General features: G+C 73.3%; 19 protein-coding genes. 14 read left to right on the forward strand and 5 right to left on the reverse strand.

Features of this window, described 5'->3' with window-relative positions; translation table 11 throughout:
• Positions 1–35 precede the first annotated feature (35 nt).
• From ACT7CP_RS05625 to yaaA, 8 genes are all read left to right on the forward strand, one after another.
• Entirely contained in the window at positions 36–269 is a 234-nt protein-coding gene (locus tag ACT7CP_RS05625) for an ATP synthase F0 subunit C (RefSeq protein WP_012037850.1), read from the forward strand.
• 11 nt (positions 270–280) lie between these two features.
• Complete coding sequence (locus ACT7CP_RS05630) at positions 281–847, forward strand: F0F1 ATP synthase subunit B (protein WP_445443681.1); 567 nt, start codon at positions 281–283, stop codon at positions 845–847.
• Positions 847–1,638, forward strand: a complete 792-nt coding sequence (locus ACT7CP_RS05635) for a F0F1 ATP synthase subunit delta (RefSeq protein WP_413964007.1) — start codon at positions 847–849, stop codon at positions 1,636–1,638. The genes ACT7CP_RS05630 and ACT7CP_RS05635 overlap by 1 nt, the downstream gene beginning before the upstream one ends.
• 55 nt (positions 1,639–1,693) lie before the next feature.
• Positions 1,694–3,331, forward strand: a complete 1,638-nt coding sequence (gene atpA / locus ACT7CP_RS05640) for a F0F1 ATP synthase subunit alpha (RefSeq protein ID WP_413964008.1) — start codon at positions 1,694–1,696, stop codon at positions 3,329–3,331.
• Positions 3,332–3,380: 49 nt separating this feature from the next.
• Positions 3,381–4,280: a F0F1 ATP synthase subunit gamma gene (locus ACT7CP_RS05645; protein ID WP_445443682.1), complete on the forward strand. Its 900-nt coding sequence runs from the start codon at positions 3,381–3,383 to the stop codon at positions 4,278–4,280.
• Positions 4,281–4,313: 33 nt separating this feature from the next.
• The gene (gene atpD, locus ACT7CP_RS05650) at positions 4,314–5,774 is read left to right on the forward strand and encodes a F0F1 ATP synthase subunit beta (RefSeq protein WP_191148681.1); all 1,461 of its coding nucleotides are present in this window, start codon (positions 4,314–4,316) and stop codon (positions 5,772–5,774) included.
• 1 nt (position 5,775) lies between these two features.
• On the forward strand, positions 5,776–6,045 hold the full coding sequence (locus ACT7CP_RS05655) for a F0F1 ATP synthase subunit epsilon (protein ID WP_307502380.1): 270 nt from the start codon (positions 5,776–5,778) through the stop codon (positions 6,043–6,045).
• 192 nt (positions 6,046–6,237) lie between these two features.
• Positions 6,238–6,993 carry a peroxide stress protein YaaA gene (gene yaaA / locus ACT7CP_RS05660; protein ID WP_445443683.1) on the forward strand — a complete coding sequence of 252 codons (756 nt, stop codon included), beginning with the start codon at positions 6,238–6,240 and terminating at the stop codon, positions 6,991–6,993.
• Between the two features lie 95 nt (positions 6,994–7,088).
• Here the strand turns inward: yaaA and ACT7CP_RS05665 are convergent, their stop codons facing one another.
• The 3 genes from ACT7CP_RS05665 to ACT7CP_RS05675 form a co-directional block, all read right to left on the reverse strand.
• Positions 7,089–7,682, reverse strand: coding sequence for a DNA-3-methyladenine glycosylase I (locus ACT7CP_RS05665; RefSeq protein WP_445443684.1), 594 nt, complete (start codon positions 7,680–7,682; stop codon positions 7,089–7,091).
• Positions 7,679–8,290: a methylated-DNA--[protein]-cysteine S-methyltransferase gene (locus ACT7CP_RS05670; protein ID WP_445443685.1), complete on the reverse strand. Its 612-nt coding sequence runs from the start codon at positions 8,288–8,290 to the stop codon at positions 7,679–7,681. Before ACT7CP_RS05670 ends, ACT7CP_RS05665 begins: the two co-directional genes overlap by 4 nt.
• 106 nt (positions 8,291–8,396) lie before the next feature.
• Entirely contained in the window at positions 8,397–8,876 is a 480-nt protein-coding gene (locus ACT7CP_RS05675; protein WP_307502369.1) for an Lrp/AsnC family transcriptional regulator, read from the reverse strand.
• A 219-nt stretch (positions 8,877–9,095) separates the two neighbouring features.
• Between ACT7CP_RS05675 and ACT7CP_RS05680 the strand changes: the two genes are divergently transcribed.
• Positions 9,096–10,316, forward strand: coding sequence for an FHA domain-containing protein (locus ACT7CP_RS05680; protein WP_445443686.1), 1,221 nt, complete (start codon positions 9,096–9,098; stop codon positions 10,314–10,316).
• Positions 10,313–11,149, forward strand: coding sequence for a PP2C family protein-serine/threonine phosphatase (locus ACT7CP_RS05685; protein WP_445443687.1), 837 nt, complete (start codon positions 10,313–10,315; stop codon positions 11,147–11,149). The genes ACT7CP_RS05680 and ACT7CP_RS05685 overlap by 4 nt, the downstream gene beginning before the upstream one ends.
• Positions 11,150–11,164: 15 nt before the next feature.
• Here the strand turns inward: ACT7CP_RS05685 and dapD are convergent, their stop codons facing one another.
• Positions 11,165–12,151: a 2,3,4,5-tetrahydropyridine-2,6-dicarboxylate N-succinyltransferase gene (dapD, locus tag ACT7CP_RS05690; protein WP_445443688.1), complete on the reverse strand. Its 987-nt coding sequence runs from the start codon at positions 12,149–12,151 to the stop codon at positions 11,165–11,167.
• 88 nt (positions 12,152–12,239) lie between these two features.
• On the opposite strand from dapD, the gene dapE reads away from it, so the two are divergent.
• From dapE to ACT7CP_RS05705, 3 genes are all read left to right on the forward strand, one after another.
• Positions 12,240–13,337, forward strand: coding sequence for a succinyl-diaminopimelate desuccinylase (dapE, locus tag ACT7CP_RS05695; RefSeq protein WP_445443689.1), 1,098 nt, complete (start codon positions 12,240–12,242; stop codon positions 13,335–13,337).
• A complete protein-coding gene (locus ACT7CP_RS05700; RefSeq protein ID WP_445443690.1) occupies positions 13,319–14,560 on the forward strand; it encodes a hypothetical protein in 1,242 nt (413 codons plus the stop codon). Before dapE ends, ACT7CP_RS05700 begins: the two co-directional genes overlap by 19 nt.
• A 134-nt stretch (positions 14,561–14,694) precedes the next feature.
• Positions 14,695–14,868, forward strand: a complete 174-nt coding sequence (locus tag ACT7CP_RS05705; RefSeq protein ID WP_012037866.1) for a DUF3117 domain-containing protein — start codon at positions 14,695–14,697, stop codon at positions 14,866–14,868.
• 79 nt (positions 14,869–14,947) lie between these two features.
• On the opposite strand, the gene ACT7CP_RS05710 is transcribed toward ACT7CP_RS05705, so the two are convergent.
• Positions 14,948–15,580: an O-methyltransferase gene (locus ACT7CP_RS05710; protein WP_043587585.1), complete on the reverse strand. Its 633-nt coding sequence runs from the start codon at positions 15,578–15,580 to the stop codon at positions 14,948–14,950.
• Positions 15,581–15,731: 151 nt separating this feature from the next.
• Here ACT7CP_RS05710 and ACT7CP_RS05715 point away from each other — a divergent pair, with 151 nt between their 5' ends.
• Positions 15,732–16,106, forward strand: coding sequence for a twin-arginine translocase TatA/TatE family subunit (locus tag ACT7CP_RS05715; protein WP_307502352.1), 375 nt, complete (start codon positions 15,732–15,734; stop codon positions 16,104–16,106).
• Positions 16,107–16,114 lie beyond the last annotated feature (8 nt).

Consider the following 16,114-nt stretch of genomic DNA (forward strand, 5'->3'; position numbering starts at 1 on the left):
GACCAACGAGATCACCCAACCGGAAGGAAACCCCAGTGGACCCCATCATTCTCGCCGAGATCAACGGCAACATCGCGACCGTCGGCTACGGCCTCGCAGCGATCGGCCCCGGCATCGGTGTCGGCATCGTCGCGGGCAAGACCGTCGAGGCCATGGCCCGCCAGCCCGAGATGGCCGGCAGCCTCCGCACCACGATGTTCCTCGGCATCGCGTTCTCCGAGGCGCTCGCGCTCATCGGCCTCGCGACCTACTTCATCTTCACCAACTAGGGGACACGCACATGCTCACGCCCCACAACGTGATGGCGGCAGGTGAAGAAGCGCCGAGCATCCTCCTTCCCGCGGTCTACGACATCGTGTGGTCGGCGGTCGTGTTCGTCGTCCTCCTGGTCGTCGTCTGGAAGTACGCGCTCCCGCGCGTCTACGCCATGCTCGACGGTCGCACCGAGGCCATCGCCGGCGGCATCGAGAAGGCCGAGCGCGCCCAGGCCGAGGCCGACGCCGCGAAGGCCGACCTCACCGCCCAGCTGGCCGAGGCACGCGTCGAGGCCGGCCGCATCCGCGAGCAGGCCCGCGTCGACGCCACGGCGATCGCCGCGGAGATCAAGGAGCAGGCCACGGCCGACGCCGCCCGGATCACCGCCAGCGCCCAGCAGCAGATCGAGGCCGAGCGCCAGCAGGCGGTCGTCTCGCTCCGCTCGGAGGTCGGCTCGCTCGCGATCGACCTCGCGTCGGGCGTCATCGGCCAGAGCCTCACGGACGACCAGCGCTCCACCGCGCTCGTCGACCGGTTCCTCGCCGACCTGGAGGCCAGCGAGACCGCCGGCAGGACGGGATCCGCCAGCTGATGGGGAGTGCATCGCGCGCGTCGCTGGACGCGGCTCGCCGCGTCCTCGCGGAGCTCGGGGGCGTCGACCTGTCGACGGCCGATCAGCTCCTCGGAGCCGGTCGCGCCATCGGCGGATCCACGCACCTGCTCTCCGCCCTGGCGGACACCGGCATCGCGCCGGAGGTCAAGCACAGCATCGTGGGCCGGATCTTCGGCTCCACCGTGCAGGAGCCGGCGCTGCGCGTCATCCGCGCGGTCGTCGACGGCCGCTGGTCGTCGCACGACGAGCTGCTGGCGGGCATCGAGGAGCTCGGCATCCGCGCCGCCGCCATCTCGGCACCGCACGGCACGCCCGTCGAGGCGGAGCTGTTCACCTTCGGTCGCGCCGTCGCCTCGGACGACGCCCTCGAGCTCGCGCTCGGGGACAAGCTCGGGGACGCCGACGCCAAGTCGACGCTCGTCCACCGTCTCCTCGACGGCCGGGCGTCCGCGCAGACGGTGGTCATCGTCGAGCAGATCGTGCAGCAGCCCCGCGGCCGCCGCATCGGGGAGCTCGTCCGCCACGCCGCCACCCTCGTGGCCGACCAGGCGGGGTTCACCATCGCCACCGTCCGCGTCGCCTCGCCCCTGTCGCCCGAGCAGTCGGAGCGCCTCGCGCAGGCACTGAGCCGCCGGTACTCCCGGCGGGTCGAGCTGAACCAGGTCGTGGACCGCGACCTCGTCGGCGGCCTCCGCGTCCAGATCGGCGACGACGTCATCGACGGCAGCGTCGCCACCAGGATCAACGATTTGAGACTCCAGTTCGCCTGACCGGCGGGCGTCACCTCGGGGGCCGTCGGCTCCCGTGAATGCAAAGGGAAAGAAGATGGCAGAACTTTCGATCAGCCCCGACGAGATCCGGGACGCGCTCAAGGACTTCGTGCAGTCCTACGAGCCCGGCAAGGCCTCGACCACCGAGGTCGGCTACGTGCTCGACGCGGGCGACGGAATCGCCCACGTGCAGGGCCTGCCCGGCGTCATGGCCAACGAGCTCATCACGTTCGCCGACGGGACCCTGGGCCTCGCCCAGAACCTCGAGGAGAGCGAGATCGGCGTGATCGTGCTCGGCGAGTTCGCCGGCATCGAGGAGGGCATGGAGGTGCGCCGCACCGGCGAGGTGCTCTCCGTCCCCGTCGGAGACGGCTACCTCGGCCGCGTCGTGGACCCGCTGGGTAACCCCATCGACGGCCAGGGCGAGATCGCGAGCGAGGGCCGCCGCGCCCTCGAGCTCCAGGCGCCCGGCGTCATGCAGCGCAAGAGCGTGCACGAGCCCATGCAGACCGGCATCAAGGCCATCGACGCCATGATCCCGATCGGCCGCGGTCAGCGCCAGCTCATCATCGGCGACCGCCAGACCGGCAAGACGGCCATCGCGATCGACACGATCATCAACCAGAAGGCCAACTGGGAGTCCGGCGACACGAACAAGCAGGTGCGCTGCATCTACGTCGCCATCGGCCAGAAGGGCTCGACCATCGCCTCCGTGCGCGGCGCCCTCGAGGAGGCCGGCGCCATGGAGTACACGACCATCGTCGCGTCCCCCGCGTCCGACCCCGCCGGCTTCAAGTACCTGGCGCCCTACACCGGCTCGGCCATCGGCCAGCACTGGATGTACGGCGGCAAGCACGTCCTCATCATCTTCGACGACCTGTCGAAGCAGGCCGAGGCCTACCGCGCCGTCTCGCTCCTCCTGCGCCGCCCGCCGGGACGCGAGGCGTACCCCGGCGACGTGTTCTACCTGCACTCCCGCCTGCTCGAGCGCTGCGCCAAGCTCTCGGACGAGCTGGGCGCCGGATCGATGACGGGCCTGCCCATCATCGAGACGAAGGCGAACGACGTCTCGGCGTACATCCCGACCAACGTGATCTCGATCACCGACGGCCAGATCTTCCTCCAGTCGGACCTGTTCAACGCGAACCAGCGTCCCGCGGTGGACGTCGGCATCTCGGTGTCCCGCGTCGGCGGCGACGCCCAGGTGAAGAGCATCAAGAAGGTCTCCGGCACGCTGAAGCTCGAGCTCGCGCAGTACCGCTCCCTCGAGGCGTTCGCGATCTTCGCGTCCGACCTCGACGCGGCCAGCCGTCGCCAGCTCGCCCGCGGCGCGCGCCTCACCGAGCTGCTCAAGCAGCCCCAGTACTCGCCGTTCCCCATCGAGGAGCAGGTCGTCTCGATCTGGGCGGGCACGAAGGGCAAGCTCGACGAGGTCCCCGTCGAGGACATCCTGCGCTTCGAGCGCGAGCTGCTCGACCACCTCCACCGCAACACGGAGGTGCTGTCGCAGCTCAAGGAGAAGAACGTCCTCACCGACGACATCACCGACGCGCTCGACAAGGCTGTGGACCGGTTCAAGCTCGAGTTCCAGACGGGCGAGGGCAAGCCGCTCGCCTCCGTGGGATCCGAGAAGTTCGAGCCCGCCAAGGCCGAGGACGTCAACCAGGAGCAGATCGTCAAGGGCAAGCGCTGACGCGCTCGCCTCACCGATCCGCCACCGACCGAGACCGATAGGGAGACTCATGGGAGCGCAACTCCGGGTCTACACGCAGAAGATCAAGTCCGCGCAGACGACGAAGAAGATCACCCGCGCGATGGAGCTGATCTCCGCGTCGCGCATCCAGAAGGCGCAGCAGCGGATGGCGGCGTCCGCGCCGTACAGCCGCGCCGTCACGCGCGCGGTCTCGGCGGTGGCGACGTTCTCCAACGTCGACCACATCCTCACGACCGAGCCCGAGAAGGTGGAGCGGGCGGCGATCGTCATCTTCGCCTCCGACCGCGGCCTCGCCGGCGCGTTCAGCTCCAGCGTCCTGAAGGAGTCCGAGCAGCTCGCCGAGCTGCTCCGCTCGCAGGGCAAGGAGATCGTGTACTACCTGGTGGGCCGCAAGGCCGTCGGGTACTTCAAGTTCCGCAAGCGCTCCTCGGAGCGCATCTGGACCGGCAGCACGGAGAAGCCGGAGTTCGAGACCGCGAAGTCGATCGGCGACGCGCTCGTCGAGAAGTTCGTGACGGAGGCGTCCGAGGGCGGCGTGGACGAGATCCACATCGTCTTCAACCGCTTCGTGTCGATCGCCACGCAGAAGCCCGAGGTCGTCCGGCTGCTGCCGCTCGAGGTCGTCGAGGGGGTGGAGGCTCCCGGTGACGGCGCCGTCCTGCCGCTCTACGAGTTCGAGCCCGAGGTGGGCGACGTGCTCGACGCGCTGCTGCCCGTCTACATCGAGAGCCGCATCTTCAACGCCATGCTGCAGTCGGCCGCCTCCGAGCACGCCGCGCGCCAGAAGGCCATGAAGTCGGCGAGCGACAACGCCGACAAGCTCGTGACCACGTACACGCGGCTGCGCAACAACGCGCGTCAGACCGAGATCACGCAGCAGATCTCCGAGATCGTCGGCGGCGCGGACGCGCTCGCTTCCGCCAAGTAAGACTTCCCCGCTTCACGAAAGAAGAGAGAGACAATGACTGACACCGCCACTGCGCCGGTCGACACCGACAGGGTGGCCGGCGTCGGACGCATCGCACGCGTCACCGGCCCGGTCGTGGACATCGAGTTCCCGCACGACTCGATCCCCATGGTCTACAACGCCCTGAAGACCACGATCACCATCGGCGAGGAGTCGACGGAGATCACGCTCGAGGTCGCCCAGCACCTCGGCGACGACCTGGTCCGCGCCATCGCCCTCAAGCCCACGGACGGCCTCGTCCGCGGCCAGGAGGTGCGCGACACCGGCGAGGCGATCTCCGTCCCCGTCGGCGACATCACCAAGGGCAAGGTCTTCAACGTCACCGGCGACATCCTGAACAACGTCGGCGGCGAGCCGATCGAGATCACCGAGCGCTGGCCCATCCACCGCAAGCCCCCGATGTTCGACCAGCTCGAGTCCAAGACGCAGCTGTTCGAGACCGGCATCAAGGTCATCGACCTCCTCACCCCGTACGTGCAGGGCGGCAAGATCGGCCTGTTCGGCGGCGCGGGCGTCGGCAAGACCGTCCTCATCCAGGAGATGATCCAGCGCGTCGCGCAGGACCACGGCGGCGTGTCCGTGTTCGCCGGCGTCGGCGAGCGCACGCGTGAGGGCAACGACCTCATCATGGAGATGGAGGAGGCCGGCGTCTTCGACAAGACCGCGTTGGTCTTCGGCCAGATGGACGAGCCGCCGGGAACGCGCCTGCGCGTCGCCCTGTCCGCGCTCACGATGGCGGAGTACTTCCGCGACGTGAAGAACCAGGACGTGCTGCTCTTCATCGACAACATCTTCCGCTTCACGCAGGCCGGCTCCGAGGTCTCGACGCTGCTCGGCCGCATGCCGTCCGCGGTGGGCTACCAGCCGAACCTCGCGGATGAGATGGGCGTGCTCCAGGAGCGCATCACGTCGACCCGCGGCCACAGCATCACGTCGCTGCAGGCCATCTACGTCCCCGCGGACGACTACACCGACCCGGCACCGGCCACCACGTTCGCGCACCTCGACGCGACCACGGAGCTCAGCCGCGAGATCGCCTCGCGCGGCCTCTACCCGGCCGTCGACCCGCTGACGTCCACCAGCCGCATCCTCGACCCGCGGTACCTGGGCCAGGCGCACTACGACACGGCCACCCGCGTCAAGGCGATCCTGCAGAAGAACAAGGAGCTCCAGGAGATCATCGCGATCCTCGGCGTCGACGAGCTCTCCGAGGAGGACAAGGTCACGGTCTCCCGTGCCCGCCGCATCCAGCAGTTCCTCTCGCAGAACACCTACATGGCGAAGAAGTTCACGGGCGTCGAGGGCTCGACCGTGCCGCTGAAGAACACGATCGAGTCGTTCTCGAAGATCGCCGACGGCGACTACGACCACGTCGCCGAGCAGGCGTTCTTCAACGTCGGCGACCTCGACGACGTCGAGCGCCGCTGGTCCGAGATCCAGAAGGAGAACGGCTGACATGGCCCGCGCTGATCTCACGGTGACCGTGGTGTCCGCCGACCAGCAGGTCTGGTCGGGGCAGGCGTCCATGGTCGTCGCGCGCACCAGCGAGGGCGAGATCGGCATCCTCGCCGGTCACGAGCCGCTCCTGGCGATCCTCGCGACCGGCAACGTCCGCATCACGCAGGACGGCGGATCCGTGATCACGGCCGACGCCGACGAGGGCTTCCTCTCGGTGGAGAACGACAACGTGACCGTGGTCGCGCGCCAGGCCTCCCTGGTCGCGTAGCGCCGCATCCGTCCGACGGCGGACGGTCCCCTCGGGGGCCGTCCGCCTTCGTGCGTCCCGGGGCGGTGGGCGGCGCCGGGCGGGGCCGCCGCCGCACCCCGTCCCGCCGCACCCCGTCCCGCCGCATCCCGTCCCGCCGCACCCCGTCCCGCCGCATCCCGTCCCGTCCCGCCGACCGACCCCGGAGGTCCCGTGCTCGTCCTGCTGCCCCCGTCCGAGACCAAGCGCGACGGCGGGGACGAGGGATCCCGCCTGGACCTCGGGCGGCTCGCGTTCCCCGAGCTGACGGCCGAGCGGAGGACGATCGTCCGGGCCGTCGCGGACCTCGCTCGGGACCCCGACGCGGCGGCGCGCGCCCTCAAGCTGGGTCCGCGTCAGGCGGGCGAGGTGGAGCGCGACCGCCTCGTGGAGTCCTCGCCCACCATGCCGGCGCTCCGGCGCTACACCGGCGTGCTCTACGACCCCATCGGCGCCGACGCGCTGGACGAGGGGCAGCTCGCGTTCGCCGGCTGCCACGTCGCCGTGCACTCGGCCCTGTTCGGGCCCGTCATGGCGACCGACCCGATCCCCGCGTACCGGCTGTCCCACGACAGCCGGGTGCCGGGCCTCCGGATGAAGGCGCACTGGATGGCCTCCGTCCGTCGGGTGCTCGAGGGGATCCCCGGCCTCGTCCTCGACCTCCGCTCCGACGGCTACGCCGCGCTCGGGCCGCGGCCCGACCACGCCGACTCGACCGTGGTGCGCGTCGTCGCCCGCGGCGAGGACGGGACGGTGCGCGCGCTCAACCACTTCAACAAGAAGGCCAAGGGCGAGCTGGTGCGGGCGCTGGTACTCGCCGGTCGCGACCTCGCCTCCGTCGATGAGCTGCTCGACTGGGCCGCCGAGGCCGGCGTCGAGCTCACGCGCGGCGGATCCGGCGATCTCGTGCTGGTGACCGCGCCGCACTGATCCGGCCGCGCTGACCCGGCCGCGCCGCCGTCGCGCGCGCGGGACTCGCGTCCGCTCCGGGCGGAAGGCCGGACCGGCCGCGTGCGACGCGCGGATCAGGCCGCCCGGTGACACCCGACGACGTGGTCGTCCACCAGTCCCGAGGACTGCATGAGCGCGTACACGGTCGTCGGCCCCACGAAGCGCAGTCCGTGCGCCTTGAGCTCCCGGCTGAGCGCGGTGGACTCCGGGGTGACCGCGGGGATGTCGTCGGCGGTGGCGGGACGGGGCCGGGACGACGGGTCGGACGCGTACGCCCAGACGAGGCGATCCAGCGCGCCGTCGCCCCGCTCGTCGACGAGCGCGCGCACCGCCCGGGCGTTGCCGGAGGCGGCGAGGATCTTCGCGCGGTTGCGGATGATCCCGGCGTCGCCCATGAGCCGCTCGACGTCGTCCTCATCCATGGCGGCCACCGCGTCGATGTCGAAGCCGTGGAACACCTCCCGGAAGCGCGGGCGCTTGCGGAGGATGGTGATCCAGGACAGACCCGCCTGGAACCCCTCGAGGCACAGCTTCTCGAAGAGCGGCCGGTCGCCGTGCAGCGGCCGCCCCCACTCCTCGTCGTGGTACCTGCGGTACTCCGGGTCGGCGGCGGACCAGGCGCAGCGCGCGACGCCGTCGTCGCCGACGACGATCGACTCCCGGGTCACGACGCCAGCACCGATCCCTCGAGCGCCAGCAGCCGCACCTTCGTGGCGACGCCGTCACCCGCGCTGAAGCCCGTGACGCGGCCGTCGGCACCGAGGACGCGGTGGCAGGGCACCAGGATGCACAGCCGGTTGGCGCCCACGGCACCGCCCACCGCTCGCGCGCCGCCCGGCCGACCGGCGGCCTGCGCCAGGGCCCCGTACGTCGTGACGCCGCCGTGGGGGATCCGCAGGAGCGCCTCCCACACCGCGACCTGGAAGGGCGTGCCGGTGAGGCGCAGCGGCACGTCGAAGGCCTGCCGCCGCCCGGCGGACCACTCGTCGAGCTGGCGTGCGGCCTCCCGGAGGACGGGACTCGGGCGGTCGTCGAGGTGGTCGAGCGGCAGGAGACCGGCCGTCGCGATGGTGAGGGAGGTGATCCGGTCGCCCTCGGCCACGAGCTCGAGCCGTCCCACGGGCGACGGCACGCGCAGGAGCGCGGCTCCCGGGGGCAGCGAGCCGGCCGCCGGTAGGAGTCGACCGCCGGGATCGCGTGACGGCGACGGAGCGCGCGTGCCGGGAGCACCCGGTCGGCGCGGGGGAGCGAGGGCGGGAGCGGGGGAGGGCGTCATGCGGCGAGGCTACGGCGGGCGCCGCGCAGCGGGACCGCCGTGACGCGGGCGGGGGACGGTCCGGCGGAGCCGCGTCGGGGGAGGAGCCGGGGCGGCCGCGGCGGCGTCACCGGGAGCGCCCGTGCCCGTCCTGCGTGTGGACCTTGAGGTACACGAAGGTCTCCGTGCTCACGACGCCCTCGAGCCCGCGGATGCGGGCGTTCAGGAGCTCCACGAGCTCCTCGTCGTCCTCGCACACGACCTCGGCGAGCAGGTCGAACGTGCCCGCCGTCATCACGACGTAGTCGACCGCGGGGATGGCCGCGAGGGCGTCGGCGACGACGCGCACGTCGCCGCTCACCGTGACGCCGATCATGGCCTGGCGCGTGAGGCCGAGCTGCTGCGGGTCGGTGAGCGCCACGATGCGGATCACGCCGGCGTCGGTGAGCTTCTGCACCCGCTGGCGCACGGCGGCCTCGCTCAACCCGACCGCCTTGCCGATCTCGGCGTACGACCGGCGGCCGTCCTCGCGCAGCTGGTCGACGATGGAACGGGAGATCGCGTCGACGGGGAGCCCTCGGGCGGAGGGGCGCGGCGGCGTGCTCATCGTCCGAGCATGACAGCCCGACGGGGGCCGGGCAACCGGATCCGCGGTGCGCGGACCCTCCGGCGGCGCGGATGCCCCTCCCGGGGCCCGATGGCCGACGCCCGCGCACCCCTCGGCCGGGGGTCGCCCGCGCGATAGGATCCATCCCAGCGCGTCCGGCCGCCCGAGGCCCGGCGCCGACCGCCCGACCGGGCGCCGACCCTCGATGGAGCCCATGACGTGAGCGAGGGCTCCCACCGATCCTCTCCCGCCGCCGCGGGATCCGCCGGCGTCGCGGTCGTCACGCCGCAGGCGGTCGTGCTCCTGCCCCACGGCGCGCCGACGCGCCTCGTGGACGAGGTCTGGCGGATCCTCGCGCAACCTCGGGTCGCCGCCGAGTCGATCGTCGCGGTGCTCCCGCTGCGCGGCCCCGACGAGGTCGCGTCCTTCGCCGTCGTCGTGCACGAGGCCGGGGACCCGGACGCCGACCGCCTCCAGGTCGTGCTGCGGGGCGACGCCGTGATCGACGTCGACGGCGGCCACGACGGCGGCCACGACGAGCCCGCGACCGCGGGCGACCGGGCCCCGCGTCGCGTCGACGCGCGGCAGGCGCTGCCCTTCTACCTCGCGACGCTCGACCGCGTCCGGGCCTACCGCGTGGGGAGCGCCCTCGCGCCCGTGTCGGTCGTCGTGGCCGACGGCCTGCCCGTCGTGGCCGGTGCGGTCGTCGCGGACGCGGTGGCGTGGCGCGTCGAGGCACGGGCGTCCGACGGCCGCGTGCCGGGATCCGCCGACGGGAGCCGCCGCCGGGCCGGGGGAGGTGCGCATCGCGCGTCCGGGCCCGTCGACCCGGGACTCGTCTCGACGGTCCTCGAGGCGTCCGCGGGGGAGGCCTCCGCGCCGGCCGGGCCGCCCGCTTCCGCGTCCTCGTCCGTCCCGGCGGCCCACGTCCCCGACCGGTCCCCCTCGGCCCCGGGCGACTCCGTCTCGCCCGACGAGGCGGCCGCCCGGGCCCGCTCGGCCGGTGTCCCCACCGCCGCGATCGCGACCACGCCGGACGCCGAGGCCGAGGCCCCGCGCATCGTGCACGCCCTCCGCGTCGTCCGCGACGGGGTGCCGTTCGCCGGCGCGACGGGGCTCCCGGATCCCGAGCGCATCCCGCTCGACGTCCCCGTCATCGTGGGCCGTCGGCCCCGGCCGCCGCGCATCGTGCGGGGCCCGGAGCCGCGCCTGGTCACGGTGCCCTCCCCGCTCGGCGAGATCTCCGGCACGCACGTGGCGTTCCGGCAGGAGTCCGGCGCGATCGTCGTGACCGACCTGGACTCCACGAACGGCACCGTCGTGCTCGCGCCCGGCGTCGAGCGCCTCGCGCTCCGCCCGGGGGAGTCGCTCGTGGTCGTGCCCGGCACCCGCGTCGACATCGGCGACGGCGTCGTCCTCGAGATCCTGTCCGCCCGATGACCGCCATCGGAGTCGACGTCGCCGAGACCGCCCTCGTCCTGCCCGACGGGCGCCGGCTCGTGCTCGGCTGGGCCTCCGCGACCGACCGCGGCCTCCGCCGCGACCACAACGAGGACAGCGTCCTCGCGGCCGTCCCGTACTTCGCGGTCGCCGACGGCATGGGCGGCCACGCGGCCGGCGACGTGGCGAGCGACGCCGTCATCCGCCGCCTCGCGGAGGAGCAGGGCCGCGCCGAGGGCGGCTTCGCGGATCCGGAGGGGCTGGAGCCCGCCCTCGACCGCGCGGTCGACGACATCCGCGAGGAGACCGGCGACCTGGAGCTGCACGCGGGGACGACCGTCACCGGCGCCTGCCTCACGCTCGTCTCCGACCGCCCGTACTGGGCCGTCTTCAACGTCGGCGACTCCCGCGTCTACCAGCTGCGCGGCGACGTGCTGGAGCAGGTGACCGTCGACCACTCCGTCGTGCAGGAGATGGTGGACGCCGGCCGCCTCACGCGCGCGCAGGCCGACCGGCACCCGGACGGCAACATCATCACGCGCGCCGTGGGCGTCGGCGACGCGGCCGAGGTCGACTACTGGCTGCTGCCCGTCACGGCGCGGCTGCGGCTGCTCGTCTGCTCCGACGGCCTGACCAAGGAGCTGGCGGACGCGGAGATCCGCGGGCACCTGCTCCGCGCCGACGACGCCGGGACGGCCGTCCGCGCCCTCGTCGCGCACGCGCTCGAGAACGGCGGGCGCGACAACGTCACGGCCGTCGTGGTGGACGTGCTGCGGATCGACCCGCCGGCCGAGGCGCCCGCCCCGGCCCGCCGCCGGGGCTTCCGCCGCTGATCCGACGGGCCGCCGCTACGCGTGCAGCGCTTCGTTGAGGATCTGCCCGCCGCCGCGTCGCGGGACCGCCTCGACGGCGCCCGTGAGGGAGTTGCGGCGGAACAGGATCCCCGGGCGGCCCGACAGCTCGACGGCCTTGACCTGCGGCACGGTGCCGTCGGGGCCGGGCGCCTGGCCCGCGAGCCGCACCTTGGTGCCGGCGGTCACGTAGAGGCCGGCCTCCACGACGCTGTCGTCCCCGATCGAGATGCCGACGCCGGAGTTCGCGCCGAGGAGGGCCCGCTCGCCGATGACCACGCGCTCCGTGCCGCCGCCCGAGAGCGTGCCCATGATGGAGGCGCCGCCGCCGACGTCCGAGCCGTCGCCGACGACCACGCCCTGCGAGATCCGCCCCTCGACCATGGAGGAGCCGAGGGTGCCGGCGTTGAAGTTCACGAAGCCCTCGTGCATGACGGTCGTGCCGGGCGCGAGGTGGGCGCCGAGGCGCACGCGCGACGCGTCGGCGATGCGCACGCGGTCGGGGGTGACGTAGTCGAGCAGGCGCGGGAACTTGTCCACGCCGTGCGCGGCGATGCCCGCGCGCTGGAGCGACGGGCGGAGCCGGTCGAAGTCGTCGGGGTGCACGGGGCCCGCGTTGGTCCACACGACGATGGGGAGGTGCGCGAAGATCCCGTCGAGCGAGAGCGCGTTCGGCCGCACGAGCAGGTGGCTCAGCAGGTGCAGGCGGAGGTAGGCGTCGGGCGTGGAGGCGGGCGGCGCCTGCAGGTCGATCTCCACCGTGACGATGTCGACCGTGACGCCGCGGCGCGGGTCGGCCACGGCGAGCTCCTCGACCCAGGCGGGCGCGATCCAGCGGTCGCGTCCCGCGGGCAGGGCGCCCAGCTCGGGGGCGGGGAACCAGGTGTCGAGCACGGTGCCGTCGGAGGCCACGGTCGCGAGGCCGTAGCCCCAGGCGGATCCGGTGGCGGGCGCGGCGGACGGGGTCGGAGCGGGGGAGGCCATGCGGCCAGCGTACCGATCGCCGCGCGCGGTCCCGCGGATCCGGGTCCTCCCCGGAGGTGCGTGCCACCGCCGACCTAGGATGTCTCGCATGCCCACCGAGACGCCCGCCGTGCCCGAGCTCGACCTCACCGCGGGGAGCGTCGCTCTCACCCGCGCCATCTGCGACATCGAGTCCGTCTCCGGGGACGAGGCGACGCTCGCCGACGCCATCGAGCGCGCCCTCGCGGGCTGCGCGCACCTCGAGGTGGAGCGCGACGGCGACGCGGTCGTCGCGCGGACGCACCTCGGGCGCGACCGCCGGGTCGTCATCGCCGGCCACATCGACACCGTGCCGCTCAACCGCAACCTGCCCACCCGCACCGAGCACGAGGACGGGGTCGAGTACCTCTGGGGCCGCGGCACCGTCGACATGAAGGCGGGCGTCGCCGTGCAGCTGGTCCTCGCGGCCGAGCTGGCGGATCCCGCCTACGACATCACCTGGATCTGGTACGACCACGAGGAGGTGTCCGACAGCCTCAACGGCCTCGGCCGCCTCGCCCGCACCCGCCCGGAGCTCCTCGAGGGCGACTTCGCCATCCTCGGCGAGCCGACGCGGGCCGAGATCGAGGGCGGCTGCAACGGCAACCTGCGCGTCGAGGTCCGGGCGTTCGGGAGGCGCTCGCACTCGGCCCGCTCCTGGGTCGGCGAGAACGCGATCCACCGCATCGCCCCCGTGCTCGCCACGCTCGCCGCGTACGAGGCCCGCGAGGTCGAGGTCGACGGCCTCGTCTACCGCGAGGGCCTCAACGCGGTGGGGGTGTCCGGCGGCATCGCGGGCAACGTGATCCCGGACGAGGCCATGGTGCACGTCAACTACCGCTTCGCGCCGAGCCGCTCGGGCGCCGAGGCCGTCGCGCACGTGACGAGCCTGTTCCCCGGCTTCGAGATCACGGTCGTCGACCTCGCGGAGGGCGCGCGCCCCGGCCTCGACGCGGCCATCGCGCAGCCGTTCCTCGCCGCCGTCGGCGGGGAGGCCAAGCCCAAGTACGGCTGGACCGACGTCGCCCGCTTCAGCGCGCTGGGCGTGCCGGCCGTCAACTACGGCCCCGGCGATCCGCTCCTCGCCCACCACGACGACGAGCGCGTCGACGTCGCCCAGATCACCTCGTGCGAGCGCGGCCTGCGGGCGTGGCTGACCGCGCGCTGACCCGGCCGGCCACCCGGCCCGCCCGACGGCCCGGGCCGGGGCACCTGCCCCTCGCCCGGCCCTCCCGCTGGCCCTGGTGGGCGGCGGTCCTCGGCGTCTACCTGGCGAGCCGCGTCCTCACCACCGGGATGATGCTGCTCTCCGCCCGCAGCCAGATCCGCACGCCGTGGGCCGCCGCGTCGCCGTCGTACCTGCAGTTCGCGGCGTTCTGGGACGCGGGCTGGTACCGCGACATCGCGACCTCCGGCTACCCGGCGGTCCTGCCCGTCGACGCCGCGGGGCACGTGCAGTCGAACCCCTGGGCCTTCATGCCGGTCTACCCGGCCCTCGTGCGCGCGATCCAGGACGCCACGGGCGCGTCCTTCGAGCTCGCCGGCGTCGCGGTGTCCGTGGTGGCCGGGGCGGGCGCCGTGCTGGTGCTGCACCGGCTGCTGTCGCGCTCCCTGTCGCCCTCGTCGACCCTCCTCGCCGTCGTGATCGTCTGCGTGGCCCCCGTGTCGCCGCTGTTCCAGATCGCGTACGCCGAGAGCCTCCAGACGCTCCTGCTCCTCACGGCGCTGCTCCTCCTCGTCGATCGGCGCTACGCCCTGCTCGCTCCCGTCGTCGTGCTCCTCGCCTTCACCCGGCCGCTCGGCCTGGCCTTCGCGCTCGCGCTCCTGCTGCACGGCGTCCACCGCCTCGCCACGGCCGCGCGCGATCCGTTCCGCCCGGGGGAGCGCGCCCGGCTGGTCCTCGCGACGACCTCGGCCGCAGCCGCGGGCGCCGCATGGCCCGTCATCGCGTGGATCGGCACCGGGTCGCTCACGGCCTACACGGACACGGAGCTCTCCTGGCGGGCGGCCTACGTCGGCTACCGGCACCTCGTGCCCTTCGAGGCGTGGTTCGACGCGGGCGGCTTCTGGATCGGCGGCCCCCTCGGCACGATCGCGGTCCTCGCCGCCGTCGCGGCGTTCGTCGTCGTGCTCACGCGTCCGTCCGTCCGCGCGCTCGGCCCCGAGCTGCGCATCTGGGTCGCCTCCTACGGGCTCTACCTCCTGGCCGTCTTCTTCCCGCAGTCGAGCCTGTTCCGCCTGCTCCTGCCGATGATCCCGCTGGCCGGCGCGCTCGCGGTGCCCCGGTCCCGCGCCTACCGCGCCGCCGTGGTCGTGGCCATGGTCGCCGGCCAGTGGATCTGGATCGACCTCGTCTGGCGCGCCACCGCGGGCGACTGGACGCCCCCGTGACCCCGCCCCGGCCCGCCCGCCGCGCCCCCTCCTCACCCCGACGGGGGCGCCGGAGGCGTAGCACGGGGCCGCGCGTTCATCGAGGAGCGCGTCCATGCGGGATAATGGACGCACATCCACGAAAGGGGAGCCGAATGGCAGCCATGAAGCCCAGGACCGGCGACGGACCGATGGAGGCCGTGAAGGAGGGCAGGCTCATCATCGTGCGCGTGCCCTTGGAGGGCGGCGGACGTCTCGTCGTCTCCGTCAACGACGCCGAAGCGAAGGAGCTTCACGATGCCCTCGCCGCGGTGACCAGCGCGAGCTAGCCGAGCGCATCACGAGACACCGCCCGCCCCGTCGTCGACGGGGCGGGCGGTGTCGCGTCCGGGCGGGGACCTGCGGGGATCAGCGGCCGGTCTTGGCGATCTGCAGCAGGCCGTCGCCCGCGGGAGACAGCGAGGCGACCACGGCGCCCGAGCCGGCGGTCTCCTGCACCAGCGTGCGGAACGCGGCGGTCTGCGCGTCGCGCGCCGCGGGGTTCTGCACGCGGCCGCGCCAGAGCGCGTGCGGCACGAGGACGAGCCCGCCCGTGCGCGCGAGCCGCAGGCCGTGCTCCACGTACTCGATGACCTGGGCGGGATCCGCGTCCACGAGCACGAGGTCGTAGCTCGCGTCGCTCATGCGCGGCAGCACGTCGAGCGCGCGGCCCGTGATGAGGCGCACGCGGTTCGCGGGCACCTCCGCGTCGGCGAGGATCTCGCGCGCGGCCTGCTGGTGGTCGAACTCCACGTCGATGCTCGTGAGGACGGCCCGCGGCGCCCCGCGGAAGATGCAGAGGCCCGAGACGCCGGCACCCGTGCCGATCTCGATGACGCTGGTGGCGCGCGTCGCCGCGGCCAGGAGCGAGAGCTGCGCGCCGACGGCGGGGGAGACGGCCTCGATGCCGAGCTCGCGGGAGTGCTGGCGGGCCAGGGCGATGTGCTCGTCCTCGACGACGACGTCCTCGGCGAACTTCCACCCGGTCTCCTGGTCGGACACGCGGCACCTCCCTCTTCCGGGTCCCCAGGGTATCGGCCCGCGGCCGCGCGCCCGACCGGCGCCCTGTCCGCGCAGGCCCCGGGGGAGGATCCCGGCTGACGGGACCCTGCGCGCGGGCGGAGATCGGGCGGCGACCGGCTAGCCTGTGATCATGTTCGGCCTGACGTTCGAGAAGCTGATGCTCATCGGCATCATCGCCGTGTTCCTGCTCGGCCCCGAGCGGCTGCCGATCTACACCCAGAAGCTCGCGGATCTGGTGAAGGCGGCCCGCCGCATGGCCACCGGGGCGCGCGAGCGCATGCGCGACGAGCTGGGCCCGGAGTTCGACGAGGTCGACTGGAAGAAGCTCGACCCGCGCCAGTACGACCCGCGCCGCATCATCAAGGAGGCGCTGTTCGAGGACGAGCCCGTGGTCACCAAGCCGCGCGTCCCCGTCGAGACCACCGTCGCCCGCCGCCAGCGCCTGGAGCGCGAGGCGGCCGCCGCGTCGGCGCAGCCCGCCCCCTTCGACGCCGAGGCCACCTGACCCGGATC

The sequence above is a fragment of the Clavibacter rahimiani genome (genome assembly GCF_052654495.1).

Excerpts from the sequence above, each read along its gene's own strand:
- ACT7CP_RS05630 (WP_445443681.1), top strand. The coding sequence starts at position 281 with ATGCTCACGCCCCACAACGTGATGGCGGCAGGTGAAGAAGCGCCGAGC.
- ACT7CP_RS05635 (WP_413964007.1), top strand. The coding sequence starts at position 847 with ATGGGGAGTGCATCGCGCGCGTCGCTGGACGCGGCTCGCCGCGTCCTC.
- atpA (WP_413964008.1), top strand. The coding sequence starts at position 1,694 with ATGGCAGAACTTTCGATCAGCCCCGACGAGATCCGGGACGCGCTCAAG.
- ACT7CP_RS05645 (WP_445443682.1), top strand. The coding sequence starts at position 3,381 with ATGGGAGCGCAACTCCGGGTCTACACGCAGAAGATCAAGTCCGCGCAG.
- atpD (WP_191148681.1), top strand. The coding sequence starts at position 4,314 with ATGACTGACACCGCCACTGCGCCGGTCGACACCGACAGGGTGGCCGGC.
- ACT7CP_RS05655 (WP_307502380.1), top strand. The coding sequence starts at position 5,776 with ATGGCCCGCGCTGATCTCACGGTGACCGTGGTGTCCGCCGACCAGCAG.
- ACT7CP_RS05670 (WP_445443685.1), bottom strand. The coding sequence starts at position 8,290 with ATGACGCCCTCCCCCGCTCCCGCCCTCGCTCCCCCGCGCCGACCGGGT.
- ACT7CP_RS05675 (WP_307502369.1), bottom strand. The coding sequence starts at position 8,876 with ATGAGCACGCCGCCGCGCCCCTCCGCCCGAGGGCTCCCCGTCGACGCG.
- ACT7CP_RS05685 (WP_445443687.1), top strand. The coding sequence starts at position 10,313 with ATGACCGCCATCGGAGTCGACGTCGCCGAGACCGCCCTCGTCCTGCCC.
- dapD (WP_445443688.1), bottom strand. The coding sequence starts at position 12,151 with ATGGCCTCCCCCGCTCCGACCCCGTCCGCCGCGCCCGCCACCGGATCC.
- dapE (WP_445443689.1), top strand. The coding sequence starts at position 12,240 with ATGCCCACCGAGACGCCCGCCGTGCCCGAGCTCGACCTCACCGCGGGG.
- ACT7CP_RS05705 (WP_012037866.1), top strand. The coding sequence starts at position 14,695 with ATGGCAGCCATGAAGCCCAGGACCGGCGACGGACCGATGGAGGCCGTG.
- ACT7CP_RS05715 (WP_307502352.1), top strand. The coding sequence starts at position 15,732 with ATGTTCGGCCTGACGTTCGAGAAGCTGATGCTCATCGGCATCATCGCC.